The sequence below is a fragment of the Pseudomonas sp. PSPC3-2 genome (assembly GCF_049897085.1).
GTDB classification, from domain to species: Bacteria; Pseudomonadota; Gammaproteobacteria; order Pseudomonadales; family Pseudomonadaceae; genus Aquipseudomonas; species Aquipseudomonas paraveronii.
This window is the reverse complement of record NZ_JAFCVO010000002.1, coordinates 341,555-363,780: the sequence shown is the minus strand read 5'-3', so window position 1 is coordinate 363,780 and position 22,226 is coordinate 341,555. Positions and strand designations below refer to the sequence as shown.

At 63.3% G+C, this 22,226-nt stretch carries 17 protein-coding genes; 13 read left to right on the top strand and 4 right to left on the bottom strand.

Annotation, left to right across the window (positions count from 1 at the left end; all coding sequences use genetic code 11):
• The first annotated feature begins 4 nt into the window (after positions 1 to 4).
• Complete coding sequence (locus ACP7CJ_RS06555) at positions 5 to 394, top strand: hypothetical protein (RefSeq protein WP_426099876.1); 390 nt, start codon at positions 5 to 7, stop codon at positions 392 to 394.
• 86 nt (positions 395 to 480) lie between these two features.
• On the opposite strand, the gene ACP7CJ_RS06550 is transcribed toward ACP7CJ_RS06555, so the two are convergent.
• The 3 genes from ACP7CJ_RS06550 to mexE are packed head-to-tail and all read right to left on the bottom strand — an operon-like array spanning position 481 to position 6,329.
• The gene (locus ACP7CJ_RS06550; protein ID WP_426099875.1) at positions 481 to 1,896 is read right to left on the bottom strand and encodes an efflux transporter outer membrane subunit; all 1,416 of its coding nucleotides are present in this window, start codon (positions 1,894 to 1,896) and stop codon (positions 481 to 483) included.
• On the bottom strand, positions 1,893 to 5,072 hold the full coding sequence (locus ACP7CJ_RS06545) for an efflux RND transporter permease subunit (RefSeq protein WP_426099874.1): 3,180 nt from the start codon (positions 5,070 to 5,072) through the stop codon (positions 1,893 to 1,895). The genes ACP7CJ_RS06550 and ACP7CJ_RS06545 overlap by 4 nt, the downstream gene beginning before the upstream one ends.
• Before the next feature lie 15 nt (positions 5,073 to 5,087).
• Positions 5,088 to 6,329, bottom strand: a complete 1,242-nt coding sequence (gene mexE / locus ACP7CJ_RS06540; protein ID WP_276193172.1) for a multidrug efflux RND transporter periplasmic adaptor subunit MexE — start codon at positions 6,327 to 6,329, stop codon at positions 5,088 to 5,090.
• 362 nt (positions 6,330 to 6,691) lie between these two features.
• Between mexE and ACP7CJ_RS06535 the strand changes: the two genes are divergently transcribed.
• From ACP7CJ_RS06535 to ACP7CJ_RS06525, 3 genes are read left to right on the top strand one after another with little or no spacing between them, the layout of a single operon-like run.
• A complete protein-coding gene (locus ACP7CJ_RS06535) occupies positions 6,692 to 7,126 on the top strand; it encodes a nuclear transport factor 2 family protein (RefSeq protein WP_247408599.1) in 435 nt (144 codons plus the stop codon).
• Positions 7,123 to 8,592 (top strand): FAD/NAD(P)-binding protein, encoded by a 1,470-nt coding sequence (locus ACP7CJ_RS06530; RefSeq protein WP_426099873.1) that lies wholly within the window; start codon positions 7,123 to 7,125, stop codon positions 8,590 to 8,592. Before ACP7CJ_RS06535 ends, ACP7CJ_RS06530 begins: the two co-directional genes overlap by 4 nt.
• Positions 8,589 to 9,254, top strand: a complete 666-nt coding sequence (locus ACP7CJ_RS06525) for a glutathione S-transferase family protein (RefSeq protein ID WP_426099872.1) — start codon at positions 8,589 to 8,591, stop codon at positions 9,252 to 9,254. The genes ACP7CJ_RS06530 and ACP7CJ_RS06525 overlap by 4 nt, the downstream gene beginning before the upstream one ends.
• Here the strand turns inward: ACP7CJ_RS06525 and ACP7CJ_RS06520 are convergent.
• Complete coding sequence (locus tag ACP7CJ_RS06520; RefSeq protein WP_426099871.1) at positions 9,229 to 9,990, bottom strand: ArsR/SmtB family transcription factor; 762 nt, start codon at positions 9,988 to 9,990, stop codon at positions 9,229 to 9,231. The two genes, ACP7CJ_RS06525 and ACP7CJ_RS06520, sit on opposite strands and share 26 nt — an antisense overlap.
• Before the next feature lie 139 nt (positions 9,991 to 10,129).
• Here ACP7CJ_RS06520 and ACP7CJ_RS06515 point away from each other — a divergent pair, with 139 nt between their 5' ends.
• The 9 genes from ACP7CJ_RS06515 to ACP7CJ_RS06475 all read left to right on the top strand — a co-directional run bounded on the left by ACP7CJ_RS06515 (position 10,130) and on the right by ACP7CJ_RS06475 (position 22,139).
• Complete coding sequence (locus ACP7CJ_RS06515; RefSeq protein WP_426099870.1) at positions 10,130 to 11,503, top strand: MFS transporter; 1,374 nt, start codon at positions 10,130 to 10,132, stop codon at positions 11,501 to 11,503.
• 96 nt (positions 11,504 to 11,599) lie between these two features.
• Positions 11,600 to 12,940 carry a lysine N(6)-hydroxylase/L-ornithine N(5)-oxygenase family protein gene (locus ACP7CJ_RS06510; protein WP_426099869.1) on the top strand — a complete coding sequence of 447 codons (1,341 nt, stop codon included), beginning with the start codon at positions 11,600 to 11,602 and terminating at the stop codon, positions 12,938 to 12,940.
• Between the two features lie 94 nt (positions 12,941 to 13,034).
• Positions 13,035 to 13,310 carry a cupin domain-containing protein gene (locus tag ACP7CJ_RS06505; protein ID WP_426099868.1) on the top strand — a complete coding sequence of 92 codons (276 nt, stop codon included), beginning with the start codon at positions 13,035 to 13,037 and terminating at the stop codon, positions 13,308 to 13,310.
• Entirely contained in the window at positions 13,307 to 14,431 is a 1,125-nt protein-coding gene (locus ACP7CJ_RS06500) for an NAD(P)/FAD-dependent oxidoreductase (RefSeq protein WP_426099867.1), read from the top strand. Before ACP7CJ_RS06505 ends, ACP7CJ_RS06500 begins: the two co-directional genes overlap by 4 nt.
• Positions 14,432 to 14,435: 4 nt before the next feature.
• Positions 14,436 to 16,058: a methionine--tRNA ligase gene (locus ACP7CJ_RS06495; RefSeq protein WP_426099866.1), complete on the top strand. Its 1,623-nt coding sequence runs from the start codon at positions 14,436 to 14,438 to the stop codon at positions 16,056 to 16,058.
• Positions 16,051 to 17,175, top strand: coding sequence for an NAD(P)/FAD-dependent oxidoreductase (locus tag ACP7CJ_RS06490; protein WP_426099865.1), 1,125 nt, complete (start codon positions 16,051 to 16,053; stop codon positions 17,173 to 17,175). The genes ACP7CJ_RS06495 and ACP7CJ_RS06490 overlap by 8 nt, the downstream gene beginning before the upstream one ends.
• 187 nt (positions 17,176 to 17,362) lie before the next feature.
• On the top strand, positions 17,363 to 18,703 hold the full coding sequence (locus ACP7CJ_RS06485) for an ABC transporter substrate-binding protein (RefSeq protein WP_426099864.1): 1,341 nt from the start codon (positions 17,363 to 17,365) through the stop codon (positions 18,701 to 18,703).
• A gap of 249 nt (positions 18,704 to 18,952) precedes the next feature.
• The gene (gene feaR, locus ACP7CJ_RS06480) at positions 18,953 to 19,894 is read left to right on the top strand and encodes a transcriptional regulator FeaR (protein WP_426099863.1); all 942 of its coding nucleotides are present in this window, start codon (positions 18,953 to 18,955) and stop codon (positions 19,892 to 19,894) included.
• Positions 19,895 to 20,024: 130 nt separating this feature from the next.
• Positions 20,025 to 22,139: a PQQ-dependent dehydrogenase, methanol/ethanol family gene (locus tag ACP7CJ_RS06475; protein ID WP_426099862.1), complete on the top strand. Its 2,115-nt coding sequence runs from the start codon at positions 20,025 to 20,027 to the stop codon at positions 22,137 to 22,139.
• Positions 22,140 to 22,226: the final 87 nt, after the last annotated feature.

Below are 22,226 nucleotides of genomic sequence, written 5' to 3'. Positions count from 1 at the left end.
CCATATGAGTATTGATTATTTTATTTATCGTCCGTTGAAACTCTGGTTTGATTTGGCTTTGTTTTTTTGGGTCTTCATCGCCTTTGTGGTTTTGATATACCTGGCTTATCGAAGACTCGACGAAATGGAAGATCTTCTAAACAAATGCAGTCTTATCACACCCAATCAACGTGTTTGGGGCAATTCGATTCGAGGAAGAATGATTCGACTATCTGCCGTCACCGCAGCGGTTGTTCTACCAAGGTGGAATGTAAAACGAGGTGCAGTGGATTGGCAGCAGGTGCAAGCCTTTCCTCGTAACCTCAAGCGATTGCTTCAGGGAACCCTGCTTGTTGGAGTGCTTTTTCTAATGAGCGCCACCGCTGACATCTTGTATAAGTGGCTACATCAGTAACTGCGACATAAAAAAAAGCCCCGCGACCAAACGGACCACGGGGCTAAAAATTGGCTGGATGCGACCAACCAAAGGAGCTCTTTACATCACTTGGCGGTAGCGACGACGGTGTCCGGCTGCCAGCCGCCCCCCAACGCCTTGTAGATCGCCACAATCCCGCGATACAGGTCCACTTCGGCCTGGGCCTGGGAGTCTTCGGCGGCCAGGCGTTCGCGTTGGGCGTCGAGCAGCACGAGGAAGTCCACGGTGCCTTCGCGGTAGCGGATCGCGGCGAGGTCGGCGGCGGCGCGGCTGGATTCGCTTTGGCGGATCAGCGCAACCAGGCGCTGCTGACGCTTGCCGTAGTCGCTGAAGGCGTTCTCGGATTCTTCCAGCGCCAGCAGCACTTGCTGCTCGTAGTTGGCCAAGGCGCCATCGGCCTCGGCATCGGCGCCGCGCAAGCGCGCACGCACGCTGCCCAGGTCAAACGCGGCCCAGGTGATGCTCGGGCCAAGGGCCCAGGCATTCGCTGCCGATGAGCCGATCTGCGAACCGCGCCCGGCGGTGAAGCCGAGAAAGCCGCTGAGGCTGACCCGGGGGAACAGGTCGGCCTTGGCCACGCCGATGCGCGCGGTGGCGGATGCCAGTTTGCGTTCGGCACTCAGAATGTCCGGGCGCCGTTGCAGCAGTTGCCCCGGATCGCCGATCGGCAAGGCCTTGGCAATCGCCGGCAAGTCTTTCGGGCTCAGGTCCACGCTCAGCTTGTCGGGGCGCTGGCCGAGGAGGGTGGCGATGCGGTTGCGCTCGCGCACTTGTTCGGCTTGCAGTTGCGGCACGCTGGCTTCCACCGCCGCGAGGCGGGCGTCGGCACGTTCCACGTCGAGTTGGTCGCCCACACCGGCATCGCGCAGGCTGACGGTGATGGTGCGTGACTCCTGCTGGTTCTTCAGGTTGTCCAGGGCGATGCGCTCACGCAGTTGCGCGCCGCGCAGTTGACCGTAGGCGTCCACCAGTTCGGCAATCATCGTGACTTGCAACTGGTACAGGTCGGCTTCGGCGGCCTGCTGGTCGGCATCGCTGGCTTCCAGGTTGCGCTGGATGCGGCCGAACAGGTCCAGCTCCCAGGCCATGTCCAGGCCCAGGTCATAACGCTCGCTGTTGACGCGCTGGGTGGTCTGGCCGGGGATTTGCCCCTTCCCCACGTCACTGCTGACGCGGCTGGTGATGGTTGGCATCGCATCATTGCTGGCGTCATCGCGGATCGCCCGAGCCGACCGCAGGCGGGCAAACGCCACGCGCAGGTCGCGGTTACCGCTCAGCGACTGGCTCACCAACTGGTTGAGGGTCGGGTCGTCGAACTGCTGCCACCAGATGCCTTCGAATTTGCCATGGTCGTACCGTTTGGCATCGGCGGCGGCCGTAATATTGGCCGCCTCCGGGGTCTGGGTTGTGTAGTCCGGGCCTACGGCACAGGCGCTCAGCGCCAGGACCAGCAAGCTCGGCAGAAAGACTTTCACACTCATTGCTGTGTCTCCAGCTTCAAGGCCTTGGCCGCTTTGCGCGCTTCGCTGCGCTCGACATGGCGACGGATCAGTACGTAGAACACTGGGGTCAGCAACAGACCGAAGAAGGTCACCCCGATCATCCCGGAGAACACCGCCACGCCCATGGCATGGCGCATCTCGGCACCGGCACCGCTGGACAGCACCAGGGGCACCACACCCATGATGAACGCGAACGAAGTCATCAGGATCGGCCGCAGCCGCAGACGGCAGGCTTCCAGCACCGCGGCGAGCGGGTCGAGGCCTTCCTGCTGTTTATCCTTGGCGAACTCGACGATCAGAATCGCGTTCTTACAGGCCAGGCCCACCAGCACGATCAGGCCGATCTGGGTGAAGATGTTGTTGTCGCCGCCCGAGATGATCACCCCGGTGATGGCCGACAGCAGCGTCATCGGTACGATCAGGATCACCGCCAACGGCAGGCTCCAGCTTTCGTATTGGGCAGCCAGTACCAGGAACGCCAGCAACACGCAGAGCGGGAATACGAACAGCGCGGTATTGCCCGAGAGGATTTGCTGATAGGTCAGGTCGGTCCACTCGTAGGTCATGCCGTTGGGCAGTTCATCTTTCAGCAGTTTTTCAATTGCAATCTGGGCCTGGCCGGAGCTGTAGCCCGGCGCGGCGTTGCCGTTGATTTCTGCGGTGATGAAACCGTTGTAGTGCATCACGCGGTCCGGGCCCGAGGTGTCGCTGACCTTGATGAAGGTCGCCAGCGGGATCATCTCGCCTTTGTTGTTGCGCACTTTCAACTGGCCGATCTGGTCTTCATCCAGACGGAACTGTTGTTCCGCCTGCACGTTGACCTGGTAGGTGCGGCCGAAGCGGTTGAAGTCGTTGGCATACAACGAACCCAGGTAGATCTGCAGGGTGTCGAAGATGTCGCTGATCGCCACGCCGTGGGTCTTGGCCTTTTCGCGGTCGATGGCGGCATCGACCTGGGGCACGTTGACCGTGTAGCTGGTGAACAGGCCGAACAGTTCCGGCGTGGTGCGGCTCTTGGTGATGATGTTCTGCACTTCTTTGTACAGTTCTTCGTAACCCAGGTTGCCACGGTCTTCGATCTGCAGGCGGAACCCGCCGATGGTGCCCAGGCCCTGTACCGGCGGCGGTGGGAAGATCGCCATGTAGGCTTCCTGGATGTCGCTGTACTTGCCGTTCAGCGCACCGGCAATCGCACCGGCGGACATGCTCGGGTCTTTACGCTCGTCGAACGGTTTGAGGGTCACGAACACGATGCCGCTGTTCGGGCTGTTGGTGAACCCATTGATCGACAGGCCCGGGAAGGCCACGGCGCTTTCCACGCCCGGCTGTTTCAGGGCGATGTCGGACATGCGCTTGATCACGTCTTCGGTGCGATCCAGGCTCGCGGCGTCCGGCAATTGGGCGAAAGCCACCAGGTATTGCTTGTCCTGGGCCGGTACGAAACCGGTCGGTGTGTGGGCAAAACCGAACCACGTCAGCACCATCAGGCCGGCGTACAGGAACAGCGCGATGCCGCTGCCGCGAATCACCCGGCGCACGGTGCCGACGTAGCCATGGCTGGCTTTCTCGAAGAAGCGGTTGAACGGCCGGAACAACCAGCCCCCCAACAGCTTGTCGAGCACCTTGGAGAAGCGATCCTTCGGCGCGTCATGGCTGCGCAGCAACACGGCGGCCAGGGCAGGCGACAAGGTCAGCGAGTTGAAGGCCGAAATCACCGTCGAAATCGCAATGGTCAAGGCGAACTGCTTGTAGAACTGCCCGGTCAAGCCGCTGATAAAGGCCGCCGGAATGAACACCGCACACAGCACCAATGCCGTGGCGATGATCGGCCCGGTCACTTCGCTCATGGCCTTTTCAGTCGCCTGGAACGGCGCCAGGCCCAGCTCGATGTTGCGCTCGACGTTCTCCACCACCACGATGGCGTCGTCCACCACGATGCCGATGGCGAGTACCAGGCCGAACAATGACAGCGCGTTGAGCGAGAAGCCGAACAGGTGCATCACCGCAAACGTACCGATCAGCGAGACCGGCACCGCCACCAACGGAATGATCGAGGCGCGCCAGGTCTGCAGGAACAGGATCACCACCAGCACCACGAGGATCAGCGCTTCGAACAGGGTATGCACCACCGCTTCGATGGAGCCGCGCACGAAGATGGTCGGGTCGTAGACGATGCTGAAGTCCATGCCTTCGGGGAAGCTCTTCTTCAGCTCCGCCATCTTCTCGCGCACTTCGTTGGAGATCTGGATCGCGTTGGAACCCGGGCGCTGGAAGATCGGGATCGCCACGGCCGGCTGGTTGTTGAGCAACGAACGCAGGGCGTATTGGCTGGAACCCAGCTCAACCCGCGCAATGTCTTTGAGGCGCGTGATTTCACCGTTATCGCCGGAGCGAATGATGATGTTCTCGAACTCTTCTTCAGTGACCAGGCGACCCTGGGTGTTCACCGACAACTGGAAGCTGGTGGCATTCGGTGCTGGCGGCGCACCCAGTGCACCGGCGGCCACTTGACGGTTTTGCTCGCGAATCGCGGTCACCACATCGGTGGCGGTCAGGTTACGCGACGCGGTCTTGTTCGGGTCCAGCCAGACGCGCAGGGAGTAGTCGCCCATGCCGAACAGCTGCACATCACCCACACCGCCCAGGCGCGCCAACTCATCCTTGATGTTGAGCAAGGCGTAGTTGGACAGGTAGAGCATGTCGTAGCGCTGATCCGGGGAGGTCAAGTGCACCACCATGGTCAGGTCGGGGGAGGCCTTGTCCACGGTGATACCGATGCGGGTCACTTCCTCAGGCAGTTTTGGCTGCGTGCGTGTCACACGGTTTTGCACCTGCACCTGCGCGTTGTCCAGGTCGGTGCCCAGGGCGAAGGTGATGGTCAGGGTCAGTTTGCCGTCGGCGGTCGACTGCGAGGACATGTACAGCATGTTCTCGACGCCGGTGATGGCCTGTTCCAGCGGCGCCGCCACGGTTTCACCGATGACTTTGGGGTTGGCACCAGGGAAGTTGGCGCGCACCACCACGGTCGGCGGCACCACTTCCGGGTATTCGCTGATCGGCAGTTGGAACAGCGAGATCGCGCCAGCAATCAGGATCAACAGCGAGAGCACTGCTGCGAAGATCGGCCGCGAAATGAAGAACTTGGAAAAATTCATCTTGAGTCGTATCCCTTAACCGCGTGGAGTCGCGACGGCTGCGAGCTTGGGCGCGGTTTTTGAAGGCGCCACTTGCTCCAGGTTGCTGGCTTCAAGCGCTTGTCGTTGTTGGGCCAAGGCGGCGAGGGTTTCCTTGCTGGCCATCGGGATGGTTTCCGGGGCGACCGGCGCGCCCGGGCGCACGCGCTGCAGGCCCTTGACGATAATGGTGTCGTCCTTGTTCAGGCCGCTGCGCACGATGCGCAAACCTTCGATCTTCGGCCCCAGTTCCACCGAGCGGTAGGCCGGCTTGTCGCCTTCCATCACCAGCACGAACTTCTTACCCAGGTCGGTGCCGACCGCTTCATCGTTGATCAGTACGGCGGAGTAGGTGCCGCTGCCGACCAGTTTCAGGCGGGCGTACAAGCCAGGGGTGTATTCGCCTTTGCTGTTATCGAATACCGCACGGCCACGGATGGTGCCGGTGGCCGGGTTGACCTGGTTGTCGACGAAGTTCATCTGGCCCAGGTGCGGGTTGCCGGTTTCATTCGACAGGCCCAGGTACACCGGGGTGGTCGCACCACGGCGACCCTGGCGGGCGAGCTCGGTGTACTTGAGGTATACGCGCTCATCGGCATCGAAGTAGGCGTAGACCTTGTCGGTGGAGACCAGGCTGGTCAGCGCGGTGACGTCGGCGGTGACCAGGTTGCCGGCGGTGATCTCGGCACGGCTGGCACGGCCGCTGATCGGCGCGGTGACACGGGTGAAGCTCAGGTTCAGCTTGGCCAGGTCCAACTGCGCCTGGATGCCGGCAACGCCGGCGCGGGCTTCCAGGGCGGCGGTGGTGCGCGAGTCGGCCAGTTCGGCGGAGATCGCATTGCTCTGGCGCAGGCGTTCGCCGCGTTGTGCTTCGTTATCGCTGCGGCTGGCGGCGGCTTTGGTCTGTTGAAGCTGGGCTTCGAGGCGGCGCACCTCGGCCTGGAACGGGCGTGGGTCGATCTGGAACAGCAAGTCGCCTTTCTTCACGAGGGCGCCTTCGGTGAAGGCCACCTGATCGATCTGGCCGGACACCCGTGGACGGATCTGCACGGTTTCCGGTGCTTCCAGGCGACCGGTGAATTCGTCCCACTCGTTGACCGGTTGTTCAAGCACCTTGGCCACGCTGATTTTTGCAGGAGGCATGGCGGCCGCTTGGTCCGGGGTTTTGCCGCACGCGCTCATCACCGCCACGGCTAGAATCGCCAGGGGCAAGCGCAAGTGTTTGAGTGTCTGTTCCATGAGGTGCATCCGCCAATGTATTTGAGATGGGCGGATCATGCGCGGCGAGGTGCTAGGTCACGAATCGAATGAAGCAAAGATAACTATCATTCGGAATGATATAAGCGCGGGATGAGCCCTCTAGACTGCGGGTTTCATTAGGCAGCTATCAATATCCTTGATGACAACGGTGTGTTGCGCAGGCTGCCAGGAACGTCGCGATGCCTACGCGGTGTTGTCAGTCGCCAACCGCCCAGGTCGTAATCCTCAAGCACCTCGCACGGCATGCCTGACACTTCGGGCCAGGTCGAAGCATGGCCGGGTGGCAATTCCTTACACTTGCGGCTTCTATTAGCCGTTGTGCTGCCACGCGAGGAAACGCCATGACTTCGTCCATCGATCCCGGTCTGCTGGCTATTTATGAAGCCTGGCACGCCACCGTTTGTGCCGGCGACCTGGCGGCTACGGCGGCGTTGTATGCCGAGCAGGCGGTGTTCGAAACGCCGCTGGTGCTGGCGATCTACCCCGACCACGGCAGCGGGGTGCTGGTGGGCCGAGGGGTGATCCAGCGGTTTATGGAAGACAGCAAGCGCCGCTTTCCCAATGACCTGGCTGAGTGGTATCGCAGCGACAAGGCCTTCATCAATGGCCGCAATCTGACGTGGGAATACCCGCGCAAGACGCCGACGGGGGAGCAGGTCGACCTGATGGAAATGATGGAGATTGAAAACGGCTTGATCACTTGCCACCGCGTGTATTGGGGCTGGTATGGCGTGCGCTTGCTGGCGCCGGTACTGGCGAAGGCGCAAGCGCTGTGAACCCGCGTGCGACGGTTGCGATCATTGGCGGGTCGGTGACCGGCGTCGCGGCGTTTATCCAATTGGTGCGCAGCGGAAACGCCCGGCGTATCGACATCATCGATCCCGAGGGGCTGGCTCAGTCGATTGCCTTCAACGCCGGTGAGGCCACGCTGTTGTGCAATACCTCGGTGCAGACCCTGTCGGTGCTGGACGATGAGCCGCACGACTTTCAGCGCTACCTCCAGGCGCAGGGCATCGACGCCGGCGAAGACGCGTTTGTGCCACGGGCCTGGGTGTCGGGTTACCTCAAGCAACGCTACGCCGAGTACCGCGATGTGGCGCAGGCCCGGGGCATCGAGCATCGGGTCGTGCGTGCAACGGTGCGACGTATCCAGCCGGTCGCGCGCAGCGACTATCGCCTGGTGCTGGATGATGGGAGCGACCTGCGCGCCTGTGCGGTGCTGGTCTGCACCGGCAGTGCCGCGCCGTTCGTACCGCCGCTGGTCAGCCCGCATGCCGGTGCGCCGGGGATTTTCTCGACGCCATACCCGACCAAGGCCTGGTTGGACAGCCTGGGGAAACCGTCACGGGTCTTGGTGCTGGGCAGTCGTCTGTCGGCGGTCGACAGCGTGTTGCTGCTCTGCGGCGCGGGGCATCAGGTGCTGATGGCGTCGCCTTCCGGGCGTTTGCCCGGCGTGCGCACGGCCACCCCCAGGCGTTGTGCGGTGGCCCTGGATGAAACGCGATTCGCCCGCCTGGACCTGGAAAACCCCAAGCTGTACTGGCACTTGCTGCGCATCGTTGCGCGGTCGGCCAAGGCGATCAGTGGCCGCTCGCTGCGCGAACAAGTCGATCGCAGCGTGGAGCCCACCCAGCGCCTGCGCGGCGAAGTCGCCTTGGCCCGACGGGGCGCGACGGACTGGCAGAACCTGTTGGTGCAGTGCATGGACATGGCTGACGTAAAACTGCGCGCGGCACCGCCGGCGGTGCGCATGGCGGCGCTGCAGAACTGTTGGGAGGCGGTCGGGCGTTACCTGTTCGCGGTGCCCTTGCAGACCGCAACCACGTTGCTGCGCCTGATCGACGAAGGGCGCCTGCAACTGGCCGCGCACGTGCCGACAACCCTTGAGTGGCAAGGCCAATGGCAGGTTCACGACGCCCACGGGCACATCGAGTCGGTGGATGCGGTGGTGTGCGCCACCGGTTTTCATAAACAGTTTTTCCATGCCACCCGTGACGGCCTTGAGCTGCAGGTCTCACCGACAACGCCCTGTATGCCGCCCTATGTGTCGCCGCAGTTGCAGGTCAGCCTGCCCGGCGCCGAGGCACCGGAAAACATCTGGCTGCTGGGCGTGGCCTCGTACCTGGCGGCGCCGATGGTCAATTCGGTGTACCAATCGGTGCGCCAGGCCCGCGAGGTGGTGATGCTGCTCGCCGAGCACCCTTCATTCATCGACAAACACGCAACCGAGGCAGTGGCATGAAAGTGTATGGCGACAGAGGTTCGAGCAATACCCGGCGAGTACTGACCACCGCCGCTTACCTGGGGCTTGAGGTCGAATTCGTGTTCCTCGACCTGTTCAATGGCGAGAACCGCACGCCGGCGTACCTGGCGCTCAACCCCAACGGCACGATCCCGACCTTTGTCGACGGCGACGTGGTGCTGTTCGAAGCCTCGGCGATCATGATTTACCTGGCCGAACAGGCCGGTTCGTCATTACTGCCCGCAGGCAATGCCAAGTACGAAACGCTCAAGTGGATGTTCTGGGCCGCCGAGCACTTTCGCCGTGGGCCGACGGTGCTGATCGAGCAGCGGTTCATGGACCGCCTCAAAGGCCGCGCCGAAAACCCGACCCTGGTGGCCGACGCGCTGCAGGCGATCCACCGCTATACGGCCGTGCTCGACGGGCACTTGCGCACCCGGCGCTTTGTGGTGGGCGACGCGTTGAGCCTGGCGGACATCGACCTGGCGGCCCCGCTGAGTCATATCCCGCGCACCCAAGCACCGTTCCTGGAATATCCCCATGTGGCGGCCTGGTACGCGCGGATCAATGCGCTTGCCGCCTGGCAGCAGAGCGGGGCGGCCCAGGAGCGCCGGATCGCCGAAATCGAGCGGCTGTTCAGCCCGCAACGGGTGCCGGCATAAGGGTTTTTCTGGCTGGGGTCACGGCATGCAGCGGCGCTTCGAGATGACGCAGATGCTCAATTCCCAAATGCAGCTTGAATGCACGCCAGCCCGGGCTGGTCACATACACCGCACGTGAGCCGACGGTTCGACGCAGCCAACCCTGCTGGCAGAAAGTCTCCAGCAGGTGGGTGCCGAGCGGCCCGGCGATGTGGTGTTGGCGTTCGGTCCAATCCAGGCAACGGCGGGCCTGGACGTGGTCGTGCAAGCATGGCTCGCCGGCCTGCGGGTTGAGTGACTGCAGCCACTCGATGCCGCACCGGGTGAGCACGTATTCGCGCTCGTTACGCTCAAGGATAAAACCCTGTTGCAGCATGCCTTGGGTCACCGCTACGCCGACCTGGCCGGCCAGGTGGTCGTAGCAACACCGGGCAAAACGCAACTCATGAGCCGAACGGTTGGGCAGGCTGCGCCACGAACTGGTTTGCGGCGCGACCGCCGCCAGGCTTTCCAGCACATGGGACACATCGGGACCGGCCAATTGATAGAAGCGGTTGCGGCCCTTGGTCTCGACGGTGAGCAAGCCGCCGTCGAGCAGTTTCGCCAGGTGCGAGCTGGCGGTCTGCGGGGTCACGCCAGCGGCACCGGCCAAGGCACCGGCGGACATTGAACTGCCATCTGCCAGGGTGATCAGGATCACTGCGCGCACGGGCTCGGCGATCAAGTAGGCGATGGATGAGATTTTTGGCTGGGTCATTCCGTCGAACTCCGTGCTGTGCCAAGTCATGTCGATTTTCAGGATGACATAAACATAAACACTTCGACACAGCTCGAAGCGTTTATCCCGGAAAGCTGCATATAGTCTCGCCGCCCCCTTTCAACGGACGCACGCGGTCATGACCCCCAACACCCGCTACCAACGCCAAGTACTGCTTGCGACGAGTCTGAGCTATGTGGTCGTGATCCTCGACACCTCGATTGTCAATGTGGCGGTGGAATCGATTTCCCGCACCTTTGGCTCGGGCATCTCCGGGCTGCAGTGGGTGATCAACGCATACACCCTGACCTTCGCCAGCCTGCTGCTGACGGGCGGCTTGTTGGGCGATCGTTTCGGTGCGAAGAAAATCTACGCGGTCGGCCTCGGCCTGTTCGCCCTGGCCTCGGCCTTGTGCGGCCTGGCCACCGATCTGCCGGAATTGGTCGGTGCGCGGGTCTTGCAGGGGCTGGGCGCCGCGTTGCTGGTGCCGTGCTCGTTGATGTTGATCAATAGCGCTTACCCGCAGACCCACCAACGCGCCGGCGCGATTGGGGTATGGGCCGGCTGCGGTGGCATCGCCATGGCGGCCGGGCCGCTGGTCGGTGGAGTGCTGATCGAGCTGTTCGGCTGGCGCAGCATCTTCATGATCAACGTGCCGATCGCCCTGGTCGGCGTGTGGCTGACCTCGCGCATCCCGTCTTCCGCACCGTTGGCGCCTGACCGCCACTTGGACATCACCGGGCAATTCGCCGCGATTATTGCGCTGGCGACCTCGGTGGCGGTGCTGATCGAAGGGGCGAAGCTGGGGTGGAACTCCGAATGGGTGTACGCCGGCGTGTTCGTGGCCTGTATTGCCTGGTGCGTGTTCTTCGTGACCGAGAGCCGCCACAAGGACCCGATGCTGCCGCTGCAGTATTTGCGCAACCCGGTGTTCTCGGGGGCGACGCTGCTGTCGCTGGTGTCGGCCCTGGTGTTCTATGGCCTGTTTTTCCTGCTGAGTGTGTATTTCCAGACCGAGCGTGGCTGGTCGCCGCTGGACACCGGGCTGGCCTTCCTGCCGTTGACCGCCATGGTCACCCTGGGCAGCTTCACCTGCGGCCGGCTGACCCGCGCGTATGGCGCCCGCGCCGTGCTGTGTGCGGGGTTTGGCCTGTACACCCTGGGGTTTATCGGCCTGTTCGCCCTGGCCACTGACGCGCCGTACTGGCGTATCGCGCTGTGCTACCCGGCCGTGGGGTTCGGCGCCGGGATTATTACCCCGGCCGCTACCTCCGTGCTGATGAGCGTGGTCGAGCGTGCCAAGGCCGGGGTGGCGGCCGGCACACTCAATGCCAGCCGGCAAAGCGGTTCCGCCTTCGGTGTGGCGATCTTCGGCGCCTTGCTCACGTCGATTCAGCCCTTGGGCGAGGCCATCGACGTTGCCGTCAGCGTCGCTATCGGTTTGTCGCTGCTGGCCATGCTGATGGCTGCCCTGGTGTTGAAAGCGCCTGCGGCGCACCCCGTCCAAGGCTGATGGACCTGCACCCGTAAACACGATTGCCAGCACGTGTTCGTGACATTCGCGAGGCGTTGCTGTACCTGGAAAACATCATCAATAAGGACAACGATCATGAATGCGCGCTCTGCACTTGCAGTTGTCGATATGGCGGGAATCGGCATCGGTCCGGCTAACCTTAGCCTGGCGGCGCTGGCTCAGCCCAAAGCAAGCATTACCGCCGCGTTCTTCGAGCGCAGCAGCGAATTTCAATGGCATGCGGGGATGATGGTGCCCGAGGCCAAGCTGCAGGTGCATTACCTCAAGGACCTGGTCAGCCTGGTGGACCCGTCCAACCCGCTGTCATTCCTCGCTTACCTGGCGCAGAAAAAACAGCTGCTGAGTTTTATCAACGCGCAATTCGAGCAGGTGCTGCGCCGCGAGTTCAACCAGTACTACCGTTGGGCGTGCAGCCAACTGCCGAATCTGCATTTCAACAGCGAAGTGCGTTCGGTGACGTTTGATAACGGCCTGTTCCTGCTCAAGGGTGACACCTGGGTGCAGCCCGCGCGCCACCTGGTGCTGGGCACCGGGCAGCAACCGTGGATCCCGACGTGTGCGCAAGCGCATCTGGGCGATACGCTGTTTCATTCCGCGCAGTACATGACCCGCAAGCGCAGCCTCAAAGACCAGCGCGTGGTGGTGATCGGTGGTGGCCAGACCGGGGCGGAAATCATCCAGCACCTGCTGTCCGACACCGCCGCCTTGCCCGCCAGCGTGACCTGGGTCTCGCGGCGCTGGAATTTCTCGCCGTTGGATGAGTCGCCGTTTACCAACGAGCTCTACACCCCGCAGTACAGCGAGCACTTTTTCGCCCAGCCCGAGGCCGTGCGCCGACCGTTGCTGGCCGAGCAGAAACTGGCGAGCGACGGCATTTCCCAAGGGTTGTTGCAGTCGATTTACCGCCGCCTGTACGAGCTCAAACATGTCTTGCAGCACCCCTGCAACGTTCGTTTGCTACCGGGGCGTGAGCTGACCGCGATTCACCAGCGCCCCCATCACTGGAGCCTGTCGATGACGCATGGGCACAGCCAGGTGCAGGAGGAACTGAGTGCCGACACGGCGGTGCTGTGTACGGGGTATGCCTACCAGATGCCGGCCTGCCTGGAGGCGCTCGAATCACGGATTACCCGGCGCAACGGTGAGTACGTCTTCAACGATGACTATTCCGTCGCGTGGGACGGCCCGCAGGGCTCTGCCATCTACGTGCAAAACGCTGCCCGCAGCCAGAAAGGCATCGCCGACCCGAACCTGGGCCTGATCCCTTGGCGCTGCGCGAACATCATCAACAGCGTCAGCGGGCAAGCCCTGTACGACCTGGATCAGCCCGAGGCGTTCGTCCAATGGGGCGCCAACGCTGTATTCGACGAGGTCGGCGATGCGCGTTTCGATCGCCTGACCGCCCTTGCCAACTAGACCCAGGAGCCCGGTCATGGACCCCATCACACTTGCCCCCAACGGCAATGCCCCGGTGATTCGATAAACCGAGGAGCGCGTAGCGCAGCCAGGCGTGCGCCTGTACCTGCATCATTTTGCCGGCAAGTTGGCCAACGCGCCGATCCAGTCATCGCGTTTCACCCTCGACCCAGACAGCGTGACCGACAAAGACAAGCACGCCGTGAACGAAATCTGGTTTATCAGCGGCGGGGAGTTGGACGTCTTTTACGACGGCACCTGGCACGCGGTCAGAAATGGCGAAAGCGTGTATTTCGCGCCCTGGCGGCCGCATTTTGCGCGCAACAACGGCACCACCCAGGTCCAGGTGTTTTCGGTGTGGTGGGCATGAGCATGGAGCAGCACTTCGACCTGGTGATTGTCGGAGGCGGCATCATCGGTGCCTGGGCCTTGCATCATGCGACGCAACGCTATCCGCACTGGCAGATTCTGCTGATCGACCGCTACCGCATCGGCGACGGAGCCACCGCGCATTCGGCGGGCGTGCTGCTGGCCACCGGCCGCTCGGCCCGCGAACGGCGCCTGGCCGGGGAGAGCGCCGCGCTGTATCGGGCGTTGCGTGATCGCCTGGGCATCCGCACCACCCAAGCGCCGGTGTACTGGCTGGCCGAGCACAGCTTTAGCACGCACATCGAGCAGGCCCTGGTCGATGCGCCGGTTCAGCCTGCCGAGCTGTCGGTGCATGATCTGGCCTCACGCCTGGGCGCCTCACTCACGGTGGGCGCGAGCGAAAGCCTGCTGCGTGGCGGCACCGCCGAAAGCTACGAGCCGCCGTTGGTGGCGCGGTTGCTGATCAGCCACAGCCTGGCCAGTGCCCATGTGCGCTGCATCGAAGGCGTGGGCGTGCAGCAGATCGATGCGCTGGGCAGCGGCACGCGCATCACCCTGGCCGACGGCGCCACGCTGCGTGCCCGGCGCACCCTGGTGGCCACGGGGCCGTGGGTCAGCGAGGCGCCGTTCGGCGCGCTTGCCGCGCGCCATGGGCTGCGCGTGAAGAAGGTGGTGGCCTTGCATATCGACGGTGTGCCGCCGGCCAACGCCGCAGCGCTGTTCCTGCCGCAAGCCGACGCGTACCTGATGCCGTTGGCGGCACGTAACCAGTGGCTGTTCAGCTTTCGGTGCGATGAATGGGACGTAGCGCCGCGCAAGCATGCACTGGAAATCAACCGCCACGATATGCAAGTGGCCACGCGCACGCTGGCGCACTACCTGCCCGAGTTGGTGCCACGCTGTCGTGGCGGCCGGGTGTTCTGCGACAGCTACAGCCCCGACGGTGAGTCGCAGGTGAGCGTCGACGCCTCGCAGAATCTGGTGTTTGCCGGCGCTGGCAGCGGCGCCGGTTTCCGCCTGGCGCCGGGCATTGCCCGCGAAGCCCTTGAATTGATTGTCGCCCATTGGCCCGATGCGCCCGCTACCGCCAAACCCACCCTTTCTACTGTTTCGATGGATTGAAAAGATGACCGCTATCGCCGCGCAAACCTTCTTCCTGATGCCCATCCCGCCGACCCCGAACGGCCGGCTGCACCTGGGGCATATCGCCGGACCGTACTTGCGCATGGACATGCTGGGGCGCTACCTGCGCAGCCAGGGCCATCGTGTCGACGTGGTCTCGGCAGTCGACGGCTTTGACTCCTATGTGGTGTGGAAGGCGCTGCAAGAGCAGCGTGCGCCCGAAGCCGTGGTGCGTGACTACCATGCGCAAATCGCCCATGACCTGCGCGCGCTGGATGTCGAGGTCGATGACTTCCTCGACCTGGTGCAAGGCCCCTATGCGCAACAGCATGCGCGCAATGCCCAGCGCACGGTGGAGCGGCTGGTGGCGCTCGGGGTGACGCAAAGCGTGGTCGAACGCGTGCTGTATTGCCCGGACACCCGGCGCTACATGGCGGGTGCCTGGCTGCTGGGGCAATGCCCGTATTGCCGAGCGGGGGCAGGCGGCTACTTTTGCGAAGCCTGCGGCGCACTGTTTCGCCCGGAGGCCATGCTCAACCCGCAACCGCGCATGGGCGACAGCCCCTTGCACTGGGTTGAGGTCGAAAGCCTGTTTCTGAGCGTCGCCCACCCCGAGCAGTTGCTGCAACGCATGGCCGCCTGCGGTGCACCGGCGTCGATCATCGAGGTGATTGCGCGCTTCCTCGAACGCGAAAACGGCCAGGTACGGCTGACCGCACCGGGCGAATGGGGCGTCGCCTGGAGCCCGGACCGCTTTGGCAACCCGCGTGTGTTGTTCGAGTCCGGCTGGGAATATGCGCTGACCTGCGCTGATCGGTCCCAAGAGAACGCCCCCGAGCACGGCCATGCGATGTTGCGCAGCAGCGAGGTGACGACGCTGGTCAGTTTTGGCATCGACAACGCGGTGCTGCTGTTGGCCGGCAGTGTCGCGGTGATGGATGCCTTGCAGGATCACCGGTCGTTTGATTACGTGCTGACCAACTACTTCTACAACCTGCAAGGCGCGAAGTTTTCCACCAGCCGACTGCATGTGGTGTGGGCCGCCGATATCGTCGAAAAGACCCCGGCGACCAGCGACGCCGTGCGTTACTTCCTGAGCCGCGAAAGCCCCGAGCAGGGCGAAACCAATTTCGCCGTGGAGGAGTTTGTCGAGGTGGTCAACGTGGACCTGGCCGGGGCGCTCGACAGTCGTATCGACCTGGCGCTGGGTGCCCTCGATCACGCTCGGGTGCAGTCCATCGACCCTGCGTTGTTGCCGGGCCTGGAGGTGGCTGTCGCCCGGTTGGGACAGGCCTTCCGGTTGAACGCGGTGTCGGTGCGCGAGGCGTGGGCGGTGCTGCATCAGTGGATGCAACGCCCCGACCTGGACGTCACGCAGCCCGGCCACGCCTACCTGTGGCTCAAGGGCCTGGCGTACCTGGCCGCGCCGATCATGCCGCGCCTGGCCGAGTACCTGTGGCAGCGCCTGGGCCATGACGGGTTGCCGCTGATCCAGGCGCTCTATGCGGCCTCGCAGCCTCGGCTGCAGGCCTGGCTGCGCCCGCGCTTTGCGCCGCTGTCGCCGGCTGCATTGGCGCCGTGCTTGCCGGCCAGCGTGGTACTTGCCGGGACCGCCAGCGATGCATGAGTACGCCGACGTTATCGTGATCGGCGCCGGGACCACCGGCACCAGCGCGGCCTGGCACCTGGCGCGGGCCGGTGCGTCGGTCAGGTTGCTGGATAAAGGCGCGATTGCCAGCGGGTCGTCGGGCGCATCGCCGGGGATCGTGCGCGCTTATTATGCCGACCCCGCGCTCAGTCACCTGGCGGCGCAAGGTGTGCGGGCCTATCGCGATTGGCCGCAGCACTATCCCGGCGCATGCGGCTACCAGCGCACGGGGTTCCTGACCGGGATTGCCGAGCACGCGCAAGCGGCCGCCCAGGCCAACGTTGCCCACCTGCAGGCCGCAGGCGCTGCGCTTGAATGGCTTTGCACTGAGCAGATGCGCGAGCGGGTGCCGGACCTGTACACCGACGGCCTGGCGGGTGCGGTCTACGAAGCGGACGCCGGTTACTGCGATCCGCGTCTGACCGCACGCAGCTTTGCCGCCGGTGCGAGCGCGATGGGCGCGGTGATCGAAGAGGGCCGGGCGGTGCGGCGGATTGTGCGCCAGGCCGGACGCGTCATCGGCGTGCAGACTGACAGCGGGTTTATCGCCAGCAGCCATGTGATCAACGCCGCCGGGCCGTGGGCCGCCGCGTTGGCCGCCGAATGCCGCGCGCCGCTGCCGATCCACGCCACACGGCACTGCGTGGGCATTGTCGAGGTTTGCGGTGCGGATCAGCCGATGCCGGGCTACTGCGACCGCGACGCCGGCTTCTACCTGCGCCCGGATCGCCCCGGCCGCTACGTGATCGGCGCATTGAGCGGCGCCGAAGGGGCGCCCATCGACCCGGATGCCTTCGACCGCACCTTCAGCGACACGCAGGTGTTGGCCTACCGTGACCGCGCCGCGCAACGCTTGACGCGTCTGCTGGGTGCGCAGCCCATCGGGCGCCGTGTGTCGTTCTTTGACGACACGCCGGATGGTAATCCGCTGCTCGGCCCGGACCCGCGCGTGCCGGGGCTGATGGTCGCGGCAGGGTTGAGCGGGCATGGCTTCAAATTTGCGCCGTTGTTTGGGCAGGCGAGCGCGCAGTGGGTGTTGACGGGGGAGATGCCGGCGGCGATGGCGCCGTTTGCGCCGCAGCGGTTTATCGACTGACGGGAAGCGCTCCGGCTGTTGGTGGGGCAACAGCCGTTCAATAAACTGTGCGATTTCGCAGGCCCATGGCCAGCGTAAGCTGTTGAATTAAAAGCTTTATGGGTTTGGCATGAATTGTGTTGTCAGTCAATTGGCACTGACCCGACAACGGGAGGAATAACCCCCACTTTTCAAAAGAAACCAGACCATGCACAACACCTTGCAACGCACGTTTATCGCCGGCGTGCTGGCAATAGGCACCTTGGGCGGGCTGCTGCCCACCGTGGCCCAGGCGGCCAATGATCAACAGTTCATCCCGCTGGCGACCTACCGGGTCGGCGCCTATGCCTCCAGCGGCATCCCGTGGTGGGCGGGGGAGATCGACTACTTCCGCTATATCAACGAGGTCGAAGGCGGCGTGAACGGCGTCAAACTGGTCTGGCAGGAGTGTGAGACCGAGTGGAAGACCGACCGCATCATCGAATGCTACGAACGCTACAAGACCGGCCTGGACGGCGCGCCGACCGGCTTCTTTTTCACCCACAGCACGCCGGCGTCCTATGCGCTGATGGACCGTGCCGCTGTCGACCATATCCCGCTGATCGACGGTGCCGGCGGGCGTACCGAGTCGACCGATGGCCGCGTGTTCCCTTATGCCTTCCCGCTGTTGCTCAACTACTACGGCCAGGCGTCGGTGGGGATCAACTACATCGCCCAGCGCGAAGGCGGCCTGGACAAACTCAAGGGTAAGAAGATCGTCACGGTCTACCACGACTCCGCCTACGGACGTGAAACCCAGGCGGCGATGCAATTGCTCGCGCAAAAGTACGGCTTCGAGAATATCCAGATCCCGGTGGCGGACCCCGGCAACGAGCAGTCGACCCAATGGCGGCAGGTGCGCCAGATCAACCCGGACTGGGTGTTCCTGCGCACCTGGGGTGTGTCCACCCCGGTCGGCATCAAGACCGCCGTGCGTTTTGGCATCCCGGTGGACCGCCTGATCGGCGATGTGTGGGCCGGCTCCGAAGCCGACGTGATCCCTGCGGGCACCGCCGCCAAAGGCTACCAGGCGCTGGCGCCATTCCCCGGTGGCGACAACTTTGAGATCCACCGCAAACTCAAGCAGTTCATCCTGGACCCGGGCAAGAGCAACCTCAAAGACCCGAGTTACTTTGGCAAGGTCTACTACAACATTGGCCTGATCAACGCGGCCATTGCCGTCGAAGCCTTACGCACCGGCCAGGCCAAGTTCGGCAACCGTGGGTTGAACGGTGAGGAAACGCGCTGGGCGTTCGAGCATTTGGACATCGACGTCGCTCGCATCAAAGCCTTGGGCCTCGAAGGCTTGCTGGCGCCATTGAAGCTGTCCTGCGCCGACCACGAAGGCGGCGGTTCGGCCCGAGTGCAGCAGTGGGACGGGCAAAAGTGGCTGCTGGTGACCGACTGGGTCCAGGCCGACCGCGCCACCTTGCGCCCGTTGATCGAGGCCAAGTCCGCCGCGTATGCCCAGGAGAAAGGCATCGCGGCGCGTGACTGCGCGGCCGAGTAGCGCCTGGTCAGGCGACGGTGGCCGCGCAAGCCGGTTGAAATCACAGTCACGGTATTGAGCGGGGTGTCGTCCGTCGCCGTCTCGGCAAACGCGGGCATGTCAGCAATCATCCATTAGGCCTGGCACTGGCCCTTGGTATGCGTGCAGCTTCGTAAGCGCTTTGAGAAAAACTGGGGGGCGAGTCGCTTGCGCCTGAGCAAGATAGATAATATGTTAACGGTATAACTAAAAATAATCGGTGGAGGGGGTATGCCTGCCTTATTTCACGCTGGCGCTGAGTTCGCCAACTGGAACCGTGACTTGCGTGCGGTGTGCGGTAACTTCAGCACGATGATGTCCGATCAGCACCGCCTGTTTATCGGCAGCGTCCACGGCCAGGATGTCTGTGGTCTCGAAGTGGCGCATATCCGCACCAACGCAGGGTTGATCAGCCGCCACCGCACTCACGGCGATGGCGACGACGATCGACACTGCTTTCTGATCCTCCAGAGCAGCGGCCATCAGCGCATTCGCCAAAAACACCGGGTGCTCGAACTGGGGCCTGAAGACATCGCCCTGGTGGACTCGGCGCAGGCCTTCGAGATCGAACCTCAAGGCTTGGTGCAAAACATCTCGATTCATTTGTCACGCCAGGCAGTCAGCCTGCAACTGAGCCAGCAAGCGCTGTTTGGCAAGCTGGCGCGCAACAGCGTGGCCACTCATATGATTCGCACCTTGGTGCGTTCGCTGGCTGACGTGGAATTGAGTGAGGGTTATGGCGGCCAAAGGGATGGCCCGGCCTTGGAGCAAGCACTGATCGGTTTGACCGCCGCCGGCCTGGACGAGCGGGCCGAGGGCCAACCCGGTTTCGCCTGCGTGGGCCATGATGATATCTACGGACTGGCCACCCGGCTGGTCGAAGCCTCGCTGCAAGAGACTGAACTGGGCCCTGAATATTTGGCCCGACGCTTGAATGTCTCGGTGCGCCAGCTCTACCGGCTGTTTGAGCAGCGTCACGAGAGTATTGCGCGCTACATCCAGCAACGTCGCTTGGAGCGGGTAGCTCAGGACCTACGCGCCCAAGACCTGCGGCATGAGTCGATTACGCAAATCGCCTTCAAATGGGGGTTTGTCGACGCCGCGCATTTCAGCCGGGCCTTCAAGCGCCATTTCCAGTACGCCCCTCGGGACTTTCGCCAACACGCCTCCTAAGTGCCGGCCTGGCAGGGAATGCCAAGCGGTTTGGCAGACTCAGTCAAGTCGCAGGGCGTGGCAGGCCCTCTAATAAGGTGGCCTGGGCTGGGGTTGATACCGAGCCGCTTATTGCTGGAGAAAAATAAAAATGAGAACACGGAGCTTGCTGATAGGCAGCCCTTTACTGATGGCTGCGTTGTGCTCGGTGGTGTTGGCCGGCCCGGCTCAGGTTGATGGCCGGCGCATCATCGCCGCTGACCAGGAGCCGGGCAACTGGATGAGCCACGGCCGCACCTACGACGAGCAGCGCTACAGCCCGCTGGACAGCGTCAATGCGAGCAACGTCGGCCAGTTGGGCATGGCCTGGACGACGAAACTGGATATCGACAGCGGCACCGAAGCCACGCCGCTGGTGGTCGATGGGGTGATGTACACCACGGGGGCCTTCAGTATTGTCTATGCGATCAATGCCGCTACCGGCGAGTTGCTCTGGAAATACGACCCGAAGGTGCCGCCCGAAAACCTCAGCCAAGGTTGCTGCGGGCCGGTCAACCGTGGCGTGGCGGTCTGGCAGGGCAAGGTCTACGTGGGCAGTTTTGACGGACGCTTGATTGCCCTCGATGCGGCCAGCGGTCAGCCGGTGTGGAGCGTCGACACGATCATCGATCGTACCAAGAGCTATTCGATCACCGGCGCCCCGCGCGTCGTCAAAGGCAAGGTGCTGATCGGCAACGGTGGCGCTGAATTCGGCGTGCGCGGTTACGTGACGGCTTACGATGCCGAGACCGGCAAACAGGTGTGGCGTTTCTATACCGTGCCAGGCGACCCGAAACTGCCGCCGGAAAATGCGGCGATGGCCAAGGCGATGAAAACCTGGGACGGCGACGGCTGGGTCAAATGGGGTGGCGGCGGCACGGTCTGGGACTCCATGGCCTACGACCCGCAACTGGATCTCCTGTATGTGGGCACGGGCAACGGCTCGCCCTGGAACTATCAGTTCCGCACCAATGGCAAGGGCGACAACCTCTACGTGGCGTCGATCCTGGCGCTGCGGCCGGACACCGGCGAATACGTCTGGCATTACCAGATCACGCCGCAAGACCAGTGGGATTTCACCGCGACCCAACACATGATCCTCGCCGACATCAAGCTGGACGGCAAAGTGCGCAAGGTGATCATGCAGGCGCCGAAGAATGGCTTCTTCTACGTGCTCGACCGCACCAACGGCCAGTTGCTCTCGGCGAAGAATTTTGTGCCGGTGAACTGGGCCAGCGGCATCGACATGAAAACCGGCCGCCCGATCCTGACCGGCGCGGCCGACTATTCCAAGGAGCCTAAAGTGGTGCAGCCGAGTTTTCTCGGCGCGCACAACTGGCACCCCATGTCGTTCAGCCCGAAGACCGGCTACGTCTATATTCCGGCCCAGTACACCTTGGCCGAGCTGAAGGCAGCCAAGGCGCCGATGTTCCTGTCGAACAAGTCAGTGGTGAACTTCGGGCTGGATGTACCGGACTTACCTGAAGACCCGAAAATCCTCAATAAAATTCGTGACGCCTGGAGTGGTGAGCTGATCGCCTGGGACCCGGTCCAACAGAAAGCGGCCTGGAAGCAGCCCTACATCAGCGCCGGCAACGGCGGCACGCTGGCCACGGCGGGCAATCTGGTGTTCCAGGGCACTGCCGACGGGCGCGTGGTCGCCTATCGCGCCGACACCGGCGAGCAGCTCTGGGAGCATCGGGCCAACTCCGGGGTCATGGCCGGGCCTGTCACTTACACCGTCAAGGGCGAGCAATACGTGGCGTTCTCAGTCGGTTGGGGCGGGATCATTCCGCTGCTGACCGGGCCGTTGACCAACAAGGGCAAGGTGCGCGCCGAGTCGCGGGTGATTGCCTTCAAGCTCGGCGCCCACGGCGAACTGCCGCCGCCCAAGGTCGCGCCGGTACTACCGACCACCCACCAGACACTCACGGCAACGCCTGAGCAACTGGTGCAGGCGCGCGGTCTGTTCAATGGCCTGTGCGCAGGTTGTCACGGCCTCAACGCCATCAGCGGCGGCGTGGTGCCGGACCTGCGCTACCTGAGTGACGACAAACACGCGGCGTTCCCGGCCTTTGTCAGCGGAGCGCTGATCACCAAGGGCATGCCGAATTTCTCCGACATTCTCCAGCGCGACGACATGGAATTGATCCGTCAATACCTGGTCAAGCGCAACCAGGATCTGCAGGCCGACCTCAAGGCCGCCGGGCACGTCGATACCCACTGATCGCCTACGGTTTCACCCATGCCTGACGACGCCCCACGGCGTCGTCATGGCGAAGCTCTGCCTCCAATAAAAATAACGGGACACGCC